This is a genomic window from Paenibacillus polymyxa, assembly GCF_001719045.1.
Taxonomy (GTDB): domain Bacteria; phylum Bacillota; class Bacilli; order Paenibacillales; family Paenibacillaceae; genus Paenibacillus; species Paenibacillus polymyxa_B.
Genome location: NZ_CP015423.1, coordinates 3,563,451 through 3,580,621, shown reverse-complemented (window position 1 = coordinate 3,580,621; position 17,171 = coordinate 3,563,451). Strand labels below are relative to the sequence as shown.

The 17,171-nt window shown below is 47.1% G+C and carries 13 protein-coding genes; 4 read left to right on the top strand and 9 right to left on the bottom strand.

Translation table 11 applies throughout. The annotated features are described in order from the left end of the window. Nucleotides 1–19 precede the first annotated feature (19 nt). The 5 genes from AOU00_RS15970 to AOU00_RS27485 all read right to left on the bottom strand — a co-directional run bounded on the left by AOU00_RS15970 (nt 20) and on the right by AOU00_RS27485 (nt 6,735). Nucleotides 20–1,300, bottom strand: coding sequence for an ABC transporter substrate-binding protein (locus AOU00_RS15970; protein WP_069291060.1), 1,281 nt, complete (start codon nt 1,298–1,300; stop codon nt 20–22). A gap of 219 nt (nt 1,301–1,519) precedes the next feature. Next, nucleotides 1,520–2,587, bottom strand: a complete 1,068-nt coding sequence (locus AOU00_RS15965) for a response regulator transcription factor (RefSeq protein ID WP_069291059.1) — start codon at nt 2,585–2,587, stop codon at nt 1,520–1,522. Then, complete coding sequence (locus tag AOU00_RS15960; protein WP_069291058.1) at nt 2,584–4,383, bottom strand: sensor histidine kinase; 1,800 nt, start codon at nt 4,381–4,383, stop codon at nt 2,584–2,586. Before AOU00_RS15960 ends, AOU00_RS15965 begins: the two co-directional genes overlap by 4 nt. A 133-nt stretch (nt 4,384–4,516) precedes the next feature. After that, nucleotides 4,517–6,523 carry a beta-galactosidase gene (locus AOU00_RS15955; RefSeq protein ID WP_069291057.1) on the bottom strand — a complete coding sequence of 669 codons (2,007 nt, stop codon included), beginning with the start codon at nt 6,521–6,523 and terminating at the stop codon, nt 4,517–4,519. A 41-nt stretch (nt 6,524–6,564) separates the two neighbouring features. Continuing rightward, nucleotides 6,565–6,735 carry an MFS transporter gene (locus AOU00_RS27485; protein WP_257785385.1) on the bottom strand — a complete coding sequence of 57 codons (171 nt, stop codon included), beginning with the start codon at nt 6,733–6,735 and terminating at the stop codon, nt 6,565–6,567. Between the two features lie 136 nt (nt 6,736–6,871). On the opposite strand from AOU00_RS27485, the gene AOU00_RS15950 reads away from it, so the two are divergent. Continuing rightward, a complete protein-coding gene (locus AOU00_RS15950; RefSeq protein WP_069291056.1) occupies nt 6,872–7,792 on the top strand; it encodes an AraC family transcriptional regulator in 921 nt (306 codons plus the stop codon). Nucleotides 7,793–7,944: 152 nt separating this feature from the next. On the opposite strand, the gene AOU00_RS15945 is transcribed toward AOU00_RS15950, so the two are convergent. Next, complete coding sequence (locus tag AOU00_RS15945; protein ID WP_069291055.1) at nt 7,945–9,033, bottom strand: site-2 protease family protein; 1,089 nt, start codon at nt 9,031–9,033, stop codon at nt 7,945–7,947. 158 nt (nt 9,034–9,191) lie between these two features. Between AOU00_RS15945 and AOU00_RS15940 the strand changes: the two genes are divergently transcribed. Further along, on the top strand, nt 9,192–12,551 hold the full coding sequence (locus AOU00_RS15940) for a DEAD/DEAH box helicase (protein WP_069291054.1): 3,360 nt from the start codon (nt 9,192–9,194) through the stop codon (nt 12,549–12,551). 126 nt (nt 12,552–12,677) lie between these two features. On the opposite strand, the gene AOU00_RS15935 is transcribed toward AOU00_RS15940, so the two are convergent. From AOU00_RS15935 to AOU00_RS15925, 3 genes are all read right to left on the bottom strand, one after another. After that, nucleotides 12,678–13,628, bottom strand: a complete 951-nt coding sequence (locus AOU00_RS15935; RefSeq protein ID WP_069291053.1) for a ring-cleaving dioxygenase — start codon at nt 13,626–13,628, stop codon at nt 12,678–12,680. A 54-nt stretch (nt 13,629–13,682) separates the two neighbouring features. Beyond that, nucleotides 13,683–14,309, bottom strand: coding sequence for a nitroreductase family protein (locus tag AOU00_RS15930; RefSeq protein ID WP_069291052.1), 627 nt, complete (start codon nt 14,307–14,309; stop codon nt 13,683–13,685). A 141-nt stretch (nt 14,310–14,450) separates the two neighbouring features. Further along, on the bottom strand, nt 14,451–14,822 hold the full coding sequence (locus tag AOU00_RS15925; protein WP_061831267.1) for an MmcQ/YjbR family DNA-binding protein: 372 nt from the start codon (nt 14,820–14,822) through the stop codon (nt 14,451–14,453). 464 nt (nt 14,823–15,286) lie between these two features. Between AOU00_RS15925 and panB the strand changes: the two genes are divergently transcribed. Both panB and AOU00_RS15915 read left to right on the top strand, forming a co-directional pair. Continuing rightward, complete coding sequence (panB, locus tag AOU00_RS15920) at nt 15,287–16,159, top strand: 3-methyl-2-oxobutanoate hydroxymethyltransferase (protein WP_069292062.1); 873 nt, start codon at nt 15,287–15,289, stop codon at nt 16,157–16,159. Further along, the gene (locus AOU00_RS15915; RefSeq protein ID WP_069291051.1) at nt 16,159–17,082 is read left to right on the top strand and encodes a ketopantoate reductase family protein; all 924 of its coding nucleotides are present in this window, start codon (nt 16,159–16,161) and stop codon (nt 17,080–17,082) included. The genes panB and AOU00_RS15915 overlap by 1 nt, the downstream gene beginning before the upstream one ends. The last annotated feature ends 89 nt before the right edge of the window (nt 17,083–17,171 follow it).

Here is a 17,171-nt window from a genome sequence, read left to right as displayed (position 1 = left end):
TGTAATCTATAGGTTACCGTTACTTGTTCACTTTGTTATACGATTTCCATGCCTTATCCAGTGCCTTAATGACGTCATCCTGCGAGAGCTGACCTGCATAGTAGGATTGTAGCGATTTCCCTGCCTCATCCTTAACCGCTTGCGGGATAGATGGATCTTGGTACGACTTTCCTGCTTTTACGTATTCGGTAGCGTCATTAACCCAAGGATAGCTTTTAAACGTATGCACTTTGGAGATCGGGTTAAATTTCAATGCTTCATAGAACGCGCTAGAATCCTTGTCATCCAGCACGTAGTTAACAAAATCGAGCGCAACCTCCTTGTTCTTGCTTGTGGAGGATACAGCCAGCGAAGTCGAAGTGGACAAATTGATCAATGTCGCATTGGGATCGTCATTGATCGGCAGCGCTGCTACCCCAAAATCCATCTTCGGATCAGATTTTAAAATCGTTTCCGCAAACCACGGTCCCTGAATCCACATCGCCGCTTTACCCGAGGCAAACGCAGCCGATCCATCATCCCCGCCGATTTCCAGCGCCTTGTCAGTACCGTTGCTATTCACCAGATCAATAATATCGAACATGCTCTTCATTTCGGAAAAGGAGCCTTGGTCCTGATTCATCCGTTCGATAAAATCTTTATTCTGTGTGTTCATCATCGCACCTGCTGTCAGAGGCACGAACAGCTGTGGAATCCAGGATTCCTTGTAAGACAACAGGAACGGTTTCACATTATTCGCTTTCAGCTTCTCGACCACAGCCTTCATTTCGGTCAACGTTCCCGGCGGCTGCAAATCCAAATCCTTAAATATCTTTTTATTGTACAAATAGCCCCATGAGATCGTCTCCAAAGGAACCGCTACGACCTTTCCGTCTTTGGTTGTCACCGAAGGCTTCACACTATCCATCAATTTGTTAACAAAAGGCTGACCGGACAAATCCTCCAAATAGCCCGCTTTATAAAACGGAGGAATTTCATTCACCGCGTGCAATGCAAATACGTCCGGCGCATCGTTGGATGCAAGTCTTGTCTTCAAAATTTGTGCGGCGTTGTCAGCAGGCGGCATCTCCAGTTGCACCGTAACGTCGATATTTTTATCTTTCTTCTCTTTCGCTACGAAAGCATTAATGTATTTATCGTAGTGCTCCTTCAAACGGGGCTGAGCAATAAACATTTTGAGATTCACCGTTTTACCGTCTCCACCGGAACCGCTGCTGTCACTGCCTGAAGAATTCGCTCCACACCCGGCCAATAACGTGCCAACCAGCATCGTGCTCAATACACATTTCCACATTTTCATGAAAAATGACCTCCCCTATTTTGAAAATAACCGTTGCCCATCGGCAAATCAGTTGTTATTCAAAGCAGCTATGCCGCCGGTCTTCAACCTCTATTCAGCTCTGTGCGAACTTCATAAAGGCCAAATTCCTTTGTACTGCTCGTTTTGTATACGCTTTCATTATAGAATGAGAGGTCACTTCTGCCATTGGACACCCTTAGCTTATTGGATTGGACTTTTTTAAACTTCCTTCCTCATTTCACCGGGTGCCATGCCAAAATGCTTTTTAAATACCCGATAGAAATAAGACACATCCTCATATCCTGCCATCTCCGCGACTGCTTTAATTGAAATCTGTTTATTGGCCAGCCATTCCCGCGCGTTTTCCATTCTTCGCTCTACGATGTAGTCCGTTACATTTTGACCATACTCCTGCTTAAATACCTTGCTCATATACTCTTTACTCACAAAAAAGTTTTTTGCCAACTGCTCCAGTGTAATCGGCCCAGCAAAGTGACTGTCGATATATCGCCGTACCTCTTCTAAATTCAGTTTGTTTTTGTATTTCCGCTGCCGAATGAGCTGATCCAGTTCCTGAACATAGCACGACGATACGAATTCCAGCGCATGTTCTACAGAGGATACGGCATCCTGCGACAGTGGGAATCCTGCCTTTGCCGTAGAAGTACCCAGCCCGTTATCCGCTGCGAGCTCTTTTAGCAGGGAAAGAAGCTCCTGCACCAGCCTGCCCAGCATATGTGGACTTGGTGCTCCATAACTCTCCAGCTCCTGCATAACCTGCCTACAAGTTATGTTCACCCCGTCACGGTTCAACTCATTAAAATAAAGACGCAGCAGTTGCTTATACCGGGTCAGCTTGTGAAAAAAACCATAATCCAGCTCCGTCGCTTCTTGCTGCTGTTCAGCAGCCTTGACCTCCAGATCGTTTTTGCATTTGAGCAACACTGCATTCAGCTCCGTAGGATTGACTGGCTTTAACAAATAATCGACGGCCTTGTAACGGATGGCATGTTTGGCATACGCAAAGTCATCATATCCGCTCACGACAATGATTTTTACATCAGGACAATGGTTATTTAGCGCTTGCAGCAGCTCCACTCCGTCCGCACCCGGCATGTGCATATCAGTAATCACAATATGGGGAGCTAACTCCCCGACCAGCCTGAACGCCTCGTCTCCGTCTTCAGCCTCACCCACTACCAACATTCCAAGTTTTTCCCATGTGCCAAATGTCTTTAGAATATCGCGGTTCCACGGCTCATCGTCCACAATTAATACTCTGATCATACTTTTCCCTCCTCTGCTGAGGTAAATGGAATGCGGATAGTGACACGTGTACCGACTCCCTGCTCACTATCTATCGTCACTCCGTAGCGCACTCCAAAATTCATCCGTATGCGTGAAGACACATTGCTCAATCCGATATGACTACCCTGCGCCCAGATCGGTTCCTCCGACGCGTTTTCCAGCTTTGCCCGTACTTTTTCCAGCTTGTCCGGGGCCATGCCGTTTCCATTATCGCAAACCGTAATACACACATCTTCTTTCATAATCTCCACCCGAATCCCCATTCTCCATGCCCCCGCCTTTCGATCAAGACCGTGCTGAAACGCGTTTTCCAACAATGGCTGAAGCGATAGCTTAGGCAGTCGAATATCCATCGCCTGTTCTTCCGTCTCCACCTGAAACACCAATCTTTGTGGAAATCGCCGCTGTTGGATGCGCATATAGTGTCCCACATGGTCGAGCTCTGCGCGTAAAGAGGCCAAATCCTGAGGTTCCCGTACCACGTAACGGAACATCTCACTCAGCGACCGAATGACTTCATAGGTGTCCTCCGGCTTTTGCGAAAACACCATACTTCCGATCATTTGCAGCGTATTTTGCAGAAAATGTGGATGAATCTGCGCTTGGAGCGCTTTCAATTCAGCCGTCTTTTTTTGCAAATTTATACTGTATTCCGCCAGAATATGCTCGCGAATTCGGCCTGCCATCCCATGCAGACTTCTTTCCAGCAGCCCAATCTCATCCGGGCGTGTACTTGGCTGTCCAATCGGTCCTTTGATCATATCCAACTCCTGTACGGAACGCGCCAAATGAACAATCGGACGTGCAGTCCGCCATGCGATGAAAACGGCAATGCAGATGGAAACCAGGATTGAAATCACGCCGACGATAATACCATACAGCATCGTTGAAAAAGCGCTGTGGTTAATGGAGGAAGTGGGTACGATTTTGACCAGCTTCAGACCAACTACATCCAGATCATTATAGAACACATAATGTTCAGCAGTTTGAATCATCCCGGGGCCCGGCTTAACGTCATGAAGAGCTGACAGCACACCTGCAGGAGGAGGCGACTGCCGAGCCTGTGCTGGATACATAACCCTGCCATCTGCATCTGTAATAAGCACCTGATGCTGATCCCCTCGTCCCAGCAGGCCCAGCGTCTGATCGAATTGCGACCACAATACATCCAAAGAAATAGCCCCCGTCTGCTTCTGGTCTTCAAAACGCCGAATACTGCGCGTCAAAATAAAGCGTTCCGGGTCAGCAGAGCTTGGACGAATCGAATAATCCTTATTCGCTTGCCACATCTCGGCATACTGTGGGGGAATACCGCTCACTGTCGTAATTTCATTTTGCATACTATTGAAGGTAAACAAGGTTTGCGATTGCTTCAAATAAAGCTGGATGCCAATCACATGACTTCCGGCCGAATAATACACATTCGCCATCGTATTCAGCATTTTTCGCTGGGCATTAAATTGGCTTAAAAGATTGTCAGGCTCGCGCTCATTCAAATAATCGCTCAGATCAGGGCTGATCTGAATGCTGTAAATCAGATGATTCAGACGATCTAGCTGGTCGCTGATATAGATCCCCGTCCATTTCATATTGGACATGTTCGTCTCTACTACTTCAGCTTCCATGGAAGCTCTACTTTTTTCCGCAGCCAGCACCGTGACAGCAATGACCGGCAGCACAGATAGAACAATCATCGTCAAGATCAGCTTGAGCTGAATGCTGCGTCGATACGGGGCCGTCAGCGCCCGGAACCAGTGGACTGCTCGGGTTGTCATAGCGATGCACTCCTCTATTCAGCCATATGCGAAAACGCCCCGCAATTCGCAGGGGCGCTTCATGTACCGGATACTCCCGGAGAATACCTATATGATATTATTCGTGAGTCGGTTTCGGCTCATTGTTCATCATTTACGCTTCTTCGATAATTATAACACCCCAAGGCTCTAATGTAAGCGTTTGTCCTTGGGTAACCGCATGCTCCCCAATCAGCTCCTTGCCGTCCTCATGCGGATATACCACCGAGCCTGCTTGTTCGGAATAGTTAAAATAGTACCGGATTGTCCGTCCCAGCTCATTCGTGCCGGATTTAACAATGATCGGATAAGACGCTTCCTGATCCAGTCCCCATACTCCTGCCTTTTTGGCTACCGAGCTAAATAGTTCACGGATGACCGCCGGACTGACGACACAGCCGATGTAGGTCGCTGTTCCCTGACCATAGCGGTTTTGCGTAATCGCGGCATATTTTCCCCAATGCGGGTGATCGTAATAGGCCAACACTTCGGCGGTCGTCGGGGTAATCAGCTCCATCCACGTATCTACCTGATTGTCCTCCGGTGCCACCTCAAAAGGATTATTCTTAAGCGTCACCTTCTTGGGCTCCACGAACAAGCTGTAATGAATGCCGCAGGCTTCGCTAATCACGCCCGGCTGCCGGGACGTTCTTACCTGCACATGCTCGTCGGTAAATCCGCTTCGGAATGTGTATACCACATGACCACCTTTCTCCACATATCGGTTCAGCTTCTCCAGTAGTGCGTCTGGGGCAGAATAGAGGACCGGGACGATCAAGAGATCATAGTCTTCAAACGATTCTGTACCTGGATGAACGATATCCGTCCCGATATTCAGTTTATACAACTCGTCATACAAACGACGTACGATATCATTGTAATTTAACGGGCTACTCATATTAAATTTAAACCAGTCAATCGACGTCAATGCTTCGTTACTGACCAGAATCGCCGTTTTATTTTTCTTTTTCAAGTTGACCAGATGTGGAGACAATCTTGCAAAATCCTTCCCTATGGTCTGTGCTTCCTCATACACTGGATTCGGCTCAAAATCATGGCTCAGCAGACCCTTCCAGTAGGTTTCGAAGGAATTATGGATGGAATGCCAGTGCCAGTATGCCACCATATTGGCCCCGGAAGCCAGATGGCTGAACGCTTGCAGACGCAATTGCCCCGGATAGGGAACCCAGTGGGTAAAGGCCTGCGCTTCCGTTTCCAGCACTAGATAGTTGTTATTCTTCGTCGAACGCGCTACATCGCCACCGAAGGAAATTTCAATGCCAGTCAGGTCATCCTGTGATGGATGGTAAATATCCACCCCAGTCACATCAAAGGTATGCGATGCCGCAAAATGGTCCACATCCGGCTGAATGCCAAAGGAATAGCCTTTCCACGCAAAATCAAAGTTTTGCGTAACAAATTGGTCCTCCCGCTTATATTCCTTCACCAGCGCGACCTGCCATGCCAGAAAGTCCGTCACCAGCTTGCGCTGGAATTGGGAAAAGGCTGCGCCCAAACTTCCATTAATCGTTCCGACCACCGAAGGAAAGTCCTCCCAGCTATTGATGCGATTACTCCAGTAATCCAGACCAAATTTGCGGTTAAGCTCCTCCAGCGATTCGAACCGCTCCCGCAGATACTTTACAAATTGCAATTGCACATTGGGCCCGCTCGTGTTGTAATGCTTCGTCTCGTTATCCGTCTGAAAGCCAATAACCGCCGGATGCTGACTCACCCGCCCAATCAGCTTGCGTATGATTCGCTCGGCATGAAACAGGTACACCGGGTTCGTAATGTCCATAATCTGGCGAGCTCCATATTTGCCCGGACCTTGAGGCGTTGTCGCCAATACATCAGGATGCTCTTTCACCAGCCATGTGGGTACGGCATAGGTGGGCGTCCCCACAATGACTTCAATGCCCGCCTTATGCATGGCGTCCAGCACCCGATCCACAGAGGTAAAATCAAACACGCCATTTTGCGGTTCATGCGTACTCCAAGTAGATTCGGCAATCCGCACCACATTGATGCCCGCATCCTTCATCATTTGAATATCTTGGTCCAAACGGTCATAAGGCATATACTCATCATAATAGGCAACACCGTACAGTAGCTTTTTCATCAAGTCGTCCTCCAATTAGGTTCATCAGGATTTTGCAAAATTCAATTCCAGTCGCTCCGAAGTGCAAGATATAGACGAACCAAGCCGCCCTTTAGATTGGCCCGGTCAATGATCACGCTGAAGATCGGAGCGCTAAGTGCATCCCATATACGGGCTAGTACGAATAAAGTACCGATAATAGAAACAGATATGCCAACATAATCCGTATAAATATCAGAGCAAGCGCTTTCTTTTATATATAAAAGCTTATACTATAGCATTTGTAAACGCTCTTTTATTATAGTTAAATGTTAGATACAATGAGATTGTCTAAGCGGTGTAAAATTTGCCCTAATCGAAGGTGATCTGATGATATTAAATCCTGATGTTGATCCAGCTCTATTTCATGATTGCCAATGGCTGCCCATTATTGACTGGAATGTGAAATTTTTTGGCGCCCATATTCACCGGGTCCAAGCGGATTGGTGCATGCCGGAGGAATCTCATATCGGTTTTGAAATTGCACTCATTTTAGAAGGTCGTCAGGAAACGATTATGGAAAATAACGTATATTCGGTTGGGGAAGGTGATATTTTAATTATTCCGCCGGGTTTCAAGCATGTGAGTCAATGTGTTTCCCCAAACGGCATGTACTATTTTAGCTCTCATTTTAATGTCGATGATCCATTGTTCCGTCAGGAAATGATTAAGAGCAATCAGCTCTTTTTTCCAGTGGGTACTGAAACGAATACCAAGCTGCAAAAGGTCGTCCATAGCTGGATTGGCATGGTGCAAGAAAGCGGAGAATATACGACAGCAGACCGTTTTCGTATGCAAATTGCCTTATTTGAGCTATTCGGGATATTCTCGCAAATGATATCTACCGGTTTGGAGCCCAGAATTGCGCCTTCATCCGTTCAATATGCCAAGGCCATCATGGAAGCCATTCAATCAAGGTTTAAGCCTTATCGGGAAGATGAATCTGGCGAGCAAGCGTTCCGTCTTGAAGATGTGGCGGCTTCCCTCGGGATCAGTCCCGGCTATGCCCAAGAAGTGTTCCGTAAGGTATACGGTTATTCTCCACGTCACTATCTATCGGAGACCAAACTGCATGAGGCTAAAGTGCTGATCCAGCAGGCCAATCTGCCACTCAACAAGGTAGCTTCCCTGCTCGGATACTCCAGTCTGGCTCATTTCAGCAGACAGTTCAAGCGCTGGACAGGCACCAGCCCACTTAAATACCGCCAGACGTTAAAACCGATTACTGATGAACAAAGGATTAAGATATAAGGACGGATAGCAAAAGCTCCACCGTGTTATTCAACCAAAAAAAGAGCGTGACACCGAATATCGCGGTTGTCGCGCTCTTTTGTCTCTATTTTCTATAAGCTGTACCGTTGCCTTAATGATCTAAAATCTTGACCAAGCACTCATTATTCAGATCACAGCCTAATATCCCCTATATGCTGGTGCACCACATACATCATCCCCATTAGGAATACGGCCAAAGCTAAGTAACTGATGCCAAATTTCCAGCGCGATGATGCGGGCACTTCGTAATATTTATCATTTTCAAACGGAATGTAATCAATCCCACACAGCAATCTGAGCTGGTACGCATCCGGCGTCGGTATATGTTCCACACCGTTCAGCCATACATGCTGGACAAGACACTGCTGCGGCAGCTTAAGTGTCTGCCCCACATCCAAACTTTCCATATACACCGTCACATATTGCTGCCCCTCCAAATCCGAGTAGGTATTAAAGGATAATCTGCGTGTGTGCTCCGGTCCGGGCAGTGGATATCCTTGCTCATACAGATGCTGTACGTTCACCAGCGGCTTTTGCAAAAAGGATTGGATCTTGACCTCTCCTTTATTGCGTTTAACATATTTTTTGTACAAATCGTAGGCAAAGAACGCCCATATGAAGAAAAATAAAAAGGATTTTAAATATACTACGACTACAATTCCACCCAATAAGCCCACCAGCCACAGCCAACGCGTCACTGCCGTGGAAATCCGTCCTCCGTCGAGCGGATGAATCGGCAGCAGGTTGATCAGGTTCAGGAAAAAGCCGACATACGAGAGCGCATACAACAGGGGACTGTCTGTTGCATAGGCTCCTGCGTATACCGCCATAGCCCCAACCGTCCCCAGTAACGGGCCGCCCATGGCTACATAAGCCTCTGTCTGCGCATCCAAAGGTTGCCGTTTCATTGTGATCAGCGCACCGAGAAAAGGAATAAATAACGGTGCTGACACGGGAAGCCCCTTGCGCTTGGCAGCCCATACATGTCCCAGCTCATGCACAAACAACAGCAACACGAATCCGACCGCAAATCCCCACGGGTAAATGATCGCATATGTGCTAATCGTTATCGCCATAGATATCAGCGCACCGCCAAATTTACTGAATTTTAAAAGGGCAAGTAACGACTTGCCTTTCAGAAGAAGCAATGCTGCTGCACTACCAAGGTACCATTTGGATGAGCCGGACTTGGAATCGGTCTTTTTCTCTTCATTTTGCAAAGGTATCCGTCTCCTTTCTTTAACACTTCCATTGTATCCTGCTATGTGCAGCTTGTAAAAACTTCTCTAACCCACAGATAAGCACCCAAGTGTCCATCCTCCTGTCTGTTCTGTTATCATGTAAGAAAACGGAATAACCCAAGAAAGGATTACGAATCATGAGTTTTGAACTTACCCGGCGAGCCATCAGACAACTATGCAGTCAAGCTGCTTATGACGACGGGGATGCCTATTACCGGGCCAAAAGAGTGGCCTTTACACAAATAGATCATGATGAAGGTGTGTACGAAGCTACGGTCAAAGGAAGCAGCTTTTATGCTGTTGCGGCGATGATCCGATCCAATGGAAGTATCCGAGCAGAATGCACCTGTAGCACATTTCAGAACACCGGACGATATTGTAAACATATCGCAGCTGTTCTCCTTAACGCCCATGATATACGCCGTGGAAAAAGTCTGTCTGTGCGCTCCTATGCCTCCAGGCTTCATCCCGGTACTGCCCCAGATACAGCAGGAAGCATGGATTCAGACGGGATGTACACATCTACAGATGCTCCATATGATCACACTGCTAGAACGGCACGATCCTCTGACATCACACGAGGCGATCTCCAGCTGACCGACAGTATGTTAAAACTATTTGACCGCAAGCGACCGCTTCGCAGCACACCAACCCTGCTGGATACTCGCGCGGTCTTGGATTTTCAGTTCATCATCCGGCCTTTTGCCTACGGTTACCAAAAATATATGTTTGGTGTGGAAATGAAGGCTGGGCCCAAACGATTATATATCGTGCAGAAAATTCGTCCGTTTCTGGATAGTATTGACCGTGGGGATAGCTACATGTTCACGAAAAGCTTCTCGTACGAGCCTGAGTTGTACCGCTTCCGTCCTGAACATGACGCTATTCTCCAGCAATTATCCCAGGTGTGCCACCATGAGCGTATGATTCGGGAAACCTCAGGCACGTATTCATCTTCCAGTAGTCATATGAGCGGCGAGCGAATGCTCCTCATCCCGCCTGCGGCTTGGGAAAAGCTGCTCCCCTTGCTGACAGCAGCACAGGGCGTCTACTTTGAAATTCACGGAAACATGAGCGAGGGTATTCCCCAGTCCGACCTGATGCTTCCGCTGCAATTTGAATTTGATGAGGCTGAAATCGAAGGCTACCAGCTAAGCATTCAAGGATTGGATGACTTGACCATCATGGAAGACTATGGTGTCGTCATTGCCGATGGCAAGCTTGTCAAACAGAAAGCCGATCCCTTACGGCGTTTGTCCGAGCTAAAACGGATGGTAGAAGTACACCACAGGCGAAAAGTTCAGATTGCGCCAGAGCAGATGGAATCTTTTATGGACAAGGTTGTACCCGGGTTAATGAAGCTCGGACGTGTTCATATGACTCGGTCCGTCTCAGATCGGGTCACACAGCAGCCATTGAAGGCAAAGCTATATCTGGACCGGGTAAGAGACAAGGTGCTGGCAGGGCTGGAGTTCCAATATGGGGATATCATCATCAACCCGCTGGAAACAGATGCACGAACGCCTGGTATCGACCGAATTCTGATACGTGATGGGGAACAGGAGCAGCGGATTTTGGAGCTGATGGAGCATAGCTCCTTTGCTAGAACAGATAGCGGATATTTTATGGAAGATGAAGATGCAGAGTATGATTTTTTGTATCATACTGTTCCGCAACTGGAAAAGCTGCTGGACGTCTATGCCACAGGTGCAGTCAAAGCAAAAATAAACAATACTCTGCCTACCCCAAGGATACGCGCGGAGTGGGATGAACGTACAGATTGGCTTGAATTTAAATTTGATATGGAGGGCATACCGGAACCGGAAATTCGCAAACTGCTCAAATCGTTAGAGGAAAAACAGAAATATCACCGTCTGCCGAATGGTGCCTTGCTGCCGCTCGAAACAGAGGAGTACAAGGAATTGATTCGGTTCATGAATGAAACAGGTATCCGCAAAAGTGATCTGGATGCAGCACAAATTCGTGTTCCCGTCACGCAAGGACTGTACTTAATTGATCCTCACGATCATGGAAAAAATCTGACTTTGGGTAAAACCTTTCGCCAGCTACTGGAAAATATACGCAACCCAGACCATCTCGACTTTCCAGTTCCAGACATGCTTGCCCCAATCTTGAGAGATTATCAGGTTTACGGCTTTCAATGGCTTAAGACATTGGCGCATTACCGTTTTGGGGGCATTTTGGCAGATGATATGGGGCTGGGTAAAACGCTGCAAAGTATCGCCTTTCTCGTCTCAGTATTGCCGGAGATTCGCAGCCAGCAGCTTCCAGCCATGATCGTGTCCCCTGCATCACTGGTGTACAACTGGCGGAATGAGCTGGAGAAATTTGCTCCACACGTCCGCGTCACTATCGCAGATGGCAGCCCGGAAGAACGCGGCCGAATCATACGGGATGCCGCCAGTTATGACGTCGTCATTACGTCCTATCCGCTGCTACGGCGCGATGCAGATGTGTACAGCAAGCCATCGTTTCATACGCTCATTCTGGACGAGGCGCAGGCTTTCAAGAACCATGCCACCCAGACGGCACAGGCTGTTAAGGATGTAAAAGCTCGTTACCGTTTTGCCCTGACAGGAACGCCCGTAGAAAATACGTTGGAAGAGCTGTGGTCCATCTTTGACGTTGTATTTCCCGCGCTATTTCCCGGCGGGAAAAGAGCGTTTCACAACCTGCCTCGAAATGTGATCGCCAAGCGGGTTCGTCCGTTTCTGCTGCGCCGTCTTAAGAGTGATGTCCTCAAGGAGCTGCCGGAGAAAATCGAATCCGTGCAGGTATCCCGGCTTCTGCCAGATCAAAAAAAGCTGTACACCGCCTATCTGGCCAAGCTTCAGCATGAAACGTTGAAGCATCTCAACGAGGAAGGATTTCAGAAAAATCGGATTAAAATTCTCGCCGGTCTGACTCGACTTCGTCAGCTCTGTTGTCATCCGGGCTTGTTCATCGAAGGATATACGGGAAGCTCTGCCAAATTTGAACAGCTGTTGGAGATCATTACGGAATGTCTCAGCTCCGGGAAACGGATGCTCATTTTTTCACAGTTCACCACAATGCTTCAAATGATCGGACGCGAGCTTACTCGAGAAGGGGTGTCCTACTTTTACCTGGATGGGCAGACTCCTGCTCTGGAACGAGTCGAGTTGTGCAGTCGCTTCAACGAAGGAGAACGCGAGCTGTTCCTGATTTCCCTAAAAGCAGGAGGCACTGGCCTGAATCTCACTGGTGCAGATACGGTCATTTTGTATGACCTGTGGTGGAATCCCGCTGTAGAGGAGCAGGCTACCAACCGAGCACACCGAATGGGCCAGAAAAAAGTCGTGCAGGTTATTCGTCTCGTCGCCCAAGGTACGGTAGAGGACAAAATGTATGAGCTGCAACAAAAAAAGAAAAACATGATCGACCAGGTCATTCAGCCGGGACAAGAAACCCTTTCGGCACTGACCGAGCTGGAGATCCGTGAACTGCTCATGATCTAGCCAACTCTCCACGCTTATTTTTACGTTAGTATGACAATTCCACATGCAAAAAAGGTCCAATTGACGGTAGAAATTTTCCCGCATTGGACCTTTTTCGTTCTAATATGATTGTTTGGATCAAACAGATTAATCCTGTTTTAATACTCTAGGTTCAATGGGAACCAGGTTAGACTCAATCTGGGTACGCTGAGGCTCATACCATTCAGGCAGCATCAGCTTATGTCCCAACTCATTCAATTCCTCATCCACGGTAAATCCGGGTGGATCGGTTGCGATCTCGAATAAAATACCGCCCCGCTCGCGGAAGTATACGGCATTGAAGTATTGGCGATCTACAATACCACTGGTCCCAAAACCATGCTGATGAACCCATTCGTTCCACGCCTGATGCTCCGTATCATCCTGCGCGCGCCAGGCAATATGGTGAACCGTACCGGCGCCGCCATTCCCCCACGGGACATCTTTGACCGGAATGTCGATCAGGTTGCCCAAATCACCTGTCGTCTGATAGCGGATGTAGCCTGCATTTGCGTCTTCTCCGATGAGAGTCATCCCCAGGACGTTCTCCAACACCCCTTGCGTATGCTTGGAATCCGCACTGTACAGTACCGCCCCGCCAAAGCCCTTGATAGCTTTATCCGTAGGCACACCCCCGGCTATCCACGTGTTCAACGGGCCATCTTCCCGCTCCACCAACTCCAGATGCAAGCCCTCGTTGTCTCGGAACTGGATGAATGACTCGCCAAAACGAGTGGCCTTCGTGAAAGATACTTTCAAGCTGTGCAGACGGTTTTCCCAGTATTCCAAAGCACCGGACGGCACGACATACGTCGTAATCCCGACCTGTCCGCCTCCAATCTTACCCTTGCGTGTACCCGGAGCTGGAAAAAAAGTAATGATCGTGCCCGGGCTGCCCTCTTCATTACCAAAGTACAAATGGTATACTTCTGGAGCATCAAAGTTGATCGTCTTTTTAATCAATCGCAGACCAAGTACGCCTGCGTAAAAATCAACGTTGCCCTGCGGATCGCCTGCAAAGGACGTGATATGGTGAATTCCAGCGGTTTTCAATGACATCTTTATCACTCCTTCATTAACATGTTGATTTATTACACAAATGATTTACAAATTTCAAAATCCATTGTAGCTGACAAATTGTCCAACCGGCTTGCGGTATCCCCGTGCCCGCTGACCCGATTCGTCCTCTTTACCCAAGGTAATCATCATTACCGGTACAAATTGCTCTGGAATATTCAGTACTTCCTGCACCTTCGCCGGATCAAAACCGATCATCGGGCACGTATCCCAGCCTTTGTCCTTGGCAATCAACATCAATTGCATAGCCGACAGGCTGGCATTACGGATCGCTTCTTCTCTCTGGAAGACAGGTCCCCGCTCGCGATAAAACTGAGTTACCGATTCCACTGTACTATCATATTCCTGCTTGCTCAGGACACCTAAATTCAGGAATCCTTCGTTGAGGTCAGCTACCTTGGTATAAGCTTCTGTATCCCCCAGCACTACAATGGTCGCCGAAGCCGTTAATATTTTATACTGCTTACTTGCCTCATCATGCAGTCTTTGTTTGATATCAGCATCCTGCACTACGATATAACGCGCATGCTGTAAATTGAAAGCCGATGGAGCAAACTTCACCAGCTGAAATATTTCTTCTAGTTCTTTTGCATCTATAGTAACATCAGGAATAAATTTAGAAGCTGATCTTCTCCCTTGAATAATATTCACCAGTTCGCTCATGTTAAGTTCCACTCCTTGATATTATTTTCAAATGAATTATCTTTAAATTAAGAATATATCCATTCGTGATTTCTGTCAAGTAAAACTATAATAATGTTAGTAAGTATTTTTGGATACAACCTAAGGGCTTATACCAGCCCTTTACAGATCCGTTGCCCGTATTCTCATCGTAATCGCTTCGCGTTGCGCTTTGGTTAAGCTCTTGAAGACCAGCTCATACGAATGGTCGATCATGCTGTACAAATCCTCCAATGGGAAGGTAGCATCAACCTCAATCGTATTCCAATGCTTTTTATTCAAATGATAGCCTGGCTTAATCGCCTTGTTTTGTTCACGCAGATTTACTGCAATGACTGGATCACATTTCAAGGATACGTGGCAAATGTCATCCTTTTCAGTTAGAAGTGCAAACATCTTGCCCCCTACTTTTAGTACCAGGGGATCAGCACCAAATGGATAATCCTTAACGGCCTCCTTTTGGCTCAGACCATACGCTACAATTTGTTCATACACCAGCCTTCACTCCTTTGCTTGAGTCATCATCTATGAAACGATTTGTGCCCTATTATATCACGCTCTCCACATACAATAGTCCCATGCTACAATTAAAATTCTATCGGGAGGGTCAATCCTTTCTATATGAATTTATCGACCGTCCTTCACTTCCGAATAGGAAGTTGGAAGGGCTGTTTTGTTCATATAGTAGAGAATGTTATGCAACAGCCCTATATTTTGGTATACTTCCGTGAGAGGCTGTATCGATACATTCGAACGGTACTCTAGTTAGTGTAATTCAATATGTAGATGTGTGAGCCTATGGAGGTGAACTCGTTGGATTTTGCTCTGATCCGCAAGGACCGAGACAAAAGAACGGTCGCAAATTGACTCTTTTTTTGCCTTTCGGACCTTTTCAGTCATGTGCTGAAAGGTTTTTTTTGTGATCTAAAATAAAGGTAGGAAAGGATTTGAATGCAACCATGGCAACCTCGAAAGCACTTCATATTTTGCAATTGAAGAAAATGAAACAAGAAGGTTCACCTATAAGTATGATTACGGCGTATGACTATCCATATGCTCGTTTGGCTGAGGAAGCCGGGATCGATATCATCCTTGTCGGTGATTCCGTAGGTAATGTGTTATCTAATTATAACTCCACACTGCCCGTCACTATGGATGATATGGTCTATCATACACGGTCTGTCGTGCGCGGTGCGGAACATACTTTTATTGTCGCGGATATGCCATTTATGACGTACCATGGGAGTAGTCAAGAAGCCCTTACTAATGTGCGCAGGCTCATGCAAGAGGGACATGCCCATGCCGTGAAACTAGAAGGGGGCATGAAAATTTGCGACACCGTGAAGCGAATTGTTCAATCCGGCGTTCCCCTGCTGGGACATATCGGACTTACACCACAGTCTGTGCATCAAATCGGCGGATACTTCATTCAAGGTAAAAACTCACAGGCCGCTGAGCGCCTTCTAAATGATGCTCGGGCCCTGGAGCAAGCGGGAGCTTTTGCCATCGTGCTGGAGCTGGTGACAGAGGAAGTGGCGAAGAACATCACCCAGGAGATATCTATTCCAGTCATTGGCATCGGTGCGGGGAGATACTGTGATGGTCAGGTTTTGGTGTATCATGACATGTTACAATACTCAGCACCTTACCGGGAGAAAAAGTTCGTTAAAACCTATTCGGATATAGGTGCTTTGATTCGTAACAGCATCGGGCAATATGTCGAAGACGTGAAGAATCGTTCTTTTCCAGGCGAGGAGCATGTTTTTAAGGCAGATGAGAACGTAGTAGAAGGATTATACGGGAATGCAAAAATAAAGGCAGGGACCCTATAATGCGATTTCTGATTGTAGGTGCAGGGGCGATTGGAGGCTATTTCGGGGGACTTCTTGTTCAAAAAGGAGAAGACGTGACCTTCTTCGTACGCCCTTCAAAAAAATCTCAGTTGGCAAAAGACGGTCTGATTGTTAGAAGTGTTCATGGAGATTTCCAGACGCCAATCCGTGCTATTACAAATGGTGAAGCTGCCGATCCGTTCGACTGTATTATCATTTCGGTCAAAGCGTATCATCTTCCCCAATTGCAATTCGATCTTGAGCCTTATGTCGGTGATCATACCATGATTCTTCCGTTACTTAATGGTTACGAACATTTTGACTTTTTGCGCAAACAATTCGGTTCTGAAAAAGTGCTGGGCGGACTTTGTTATATTGAAACTACGTTGGATCATGATGGTTCTATTGTTCAGACAAGTCCGTTCCACCGTATCGTCTTCGGTGAATGGAACGGAGTGCAATCAGAGCGTACACAACTGCTGCTGAATCATCTTGATCATGCAGGCTTCACAGTGGCACGAAGTCACGATATTCAGCGTGAAGTTTGGCAGAAATATATATTCGTTGCCAGCTTGAGTGCAATTACAACACTGATGGATGCCTCGGTTGGGACTATACTTGCCACGGCAGAGTCACGTGCTATTTACGAAAAGCTGCTGCATGAGATTGTTACACTTGCTCGCAACGCAGGGATGCCGATTGATTCCGAGATGGAAGCTCATACACTGAAAACGATGGAATCCTTACGACCAGAGATGATGTCATCCATGCAACGCGATATGCATAAAAAGCTTCCGATTGAAGCCAGTCATCTACATGGTTCACTTCTTGCATTGGCTTCAACCAGTAATACTGTTTACCCCATACTCGAAACGGTATATGCCCGATTAAAGGTATACGAGAACTTATTGGACACCGTCTAAAATTCAAACTTTAAAATCAATTAAAAGAGGAAGCGGCAGCTTCGAAGGTGATAATGAAATCTTAGACTGCCGCTGATTTTCATTTATTA

What these genes read in the sequence shown, in the direction of transcription:
- AOU00_RS15970 (WP_069291060.1), bottom strand. Translation starts at nt 1,300, where the DNA reads ATGAAAATGTGGAAATGTGTATTGAGCACGATGCTGGTTGGCACGTTA.
- AOU00_RS15965 (WP_069291059.1), bottom strand. Translation starts at nt 2,587, where the DNA reads ATGATCAGAGTATTAATTGTGGACGATGAGCCGTGGAACCGCGATATT.
- AOU00_RS15960 (WP_069291058.1), bottom strand. Translation starts at nt 4,383, where the DNA reads ATGACAACCCGAGCAGTCCACTGGTTCCGGGCGCTGACGGCCCCGTAT.
- AOU00_RS15955 (WP_069291057.1), bottom strand. Translation starts at nt 6,523, where the DNA reads ATGAAAAAGCTACTGTACGGTGTTGCCTATTATGATGAGTATATGCCT.
- AOU00_RS15950 (WP_069291056.1), top strand. Translation starts at nt 6,872, where the DNA reads ATGATATTAAATCCTGATGTTGATCCAGCTCTATTTCATGATTGCCAA.
- AOU00_RS15940 (WP_069291054.1), top strand. Translation starts at nt 9,192, where the DNA reads ATGAGTTTTGAACTTACCCGGCGAGCCATCAGACAACTATGCAGTCAA.
- AOU00_RS15935 (WP_069291053.1), bottom strand. Translation starts at nt 13,628, where the DNA reads ATGTCATTGAAAACCGCTGGAATTCACCATATCACGTCCTTTGCAGGC.
- AOU00_RS15930 (WP_069291052.1), bottom strand. Translation starts at nt 14,309, where the DNA reads ATGAGCGAACTGGTGAATATTATTCAAGGGAGAAGATCAGCTTCTAAA.
- panB (WP_069292062.1), top strand. Translation starts at nt 15,287, where the DNA reads ATGGCAACCTCGAAAGCACTTCATATTTTGCAATTGAAGAAAATGAAA.
- AOU00_RS15915 (WP_069291051.1), top strand. Translation starts at nt 16,159, where the DNA reads ATGCGATTTCTGATTGTAGGTGCAGGGGCGATTGGAGGCTATTTCGGG.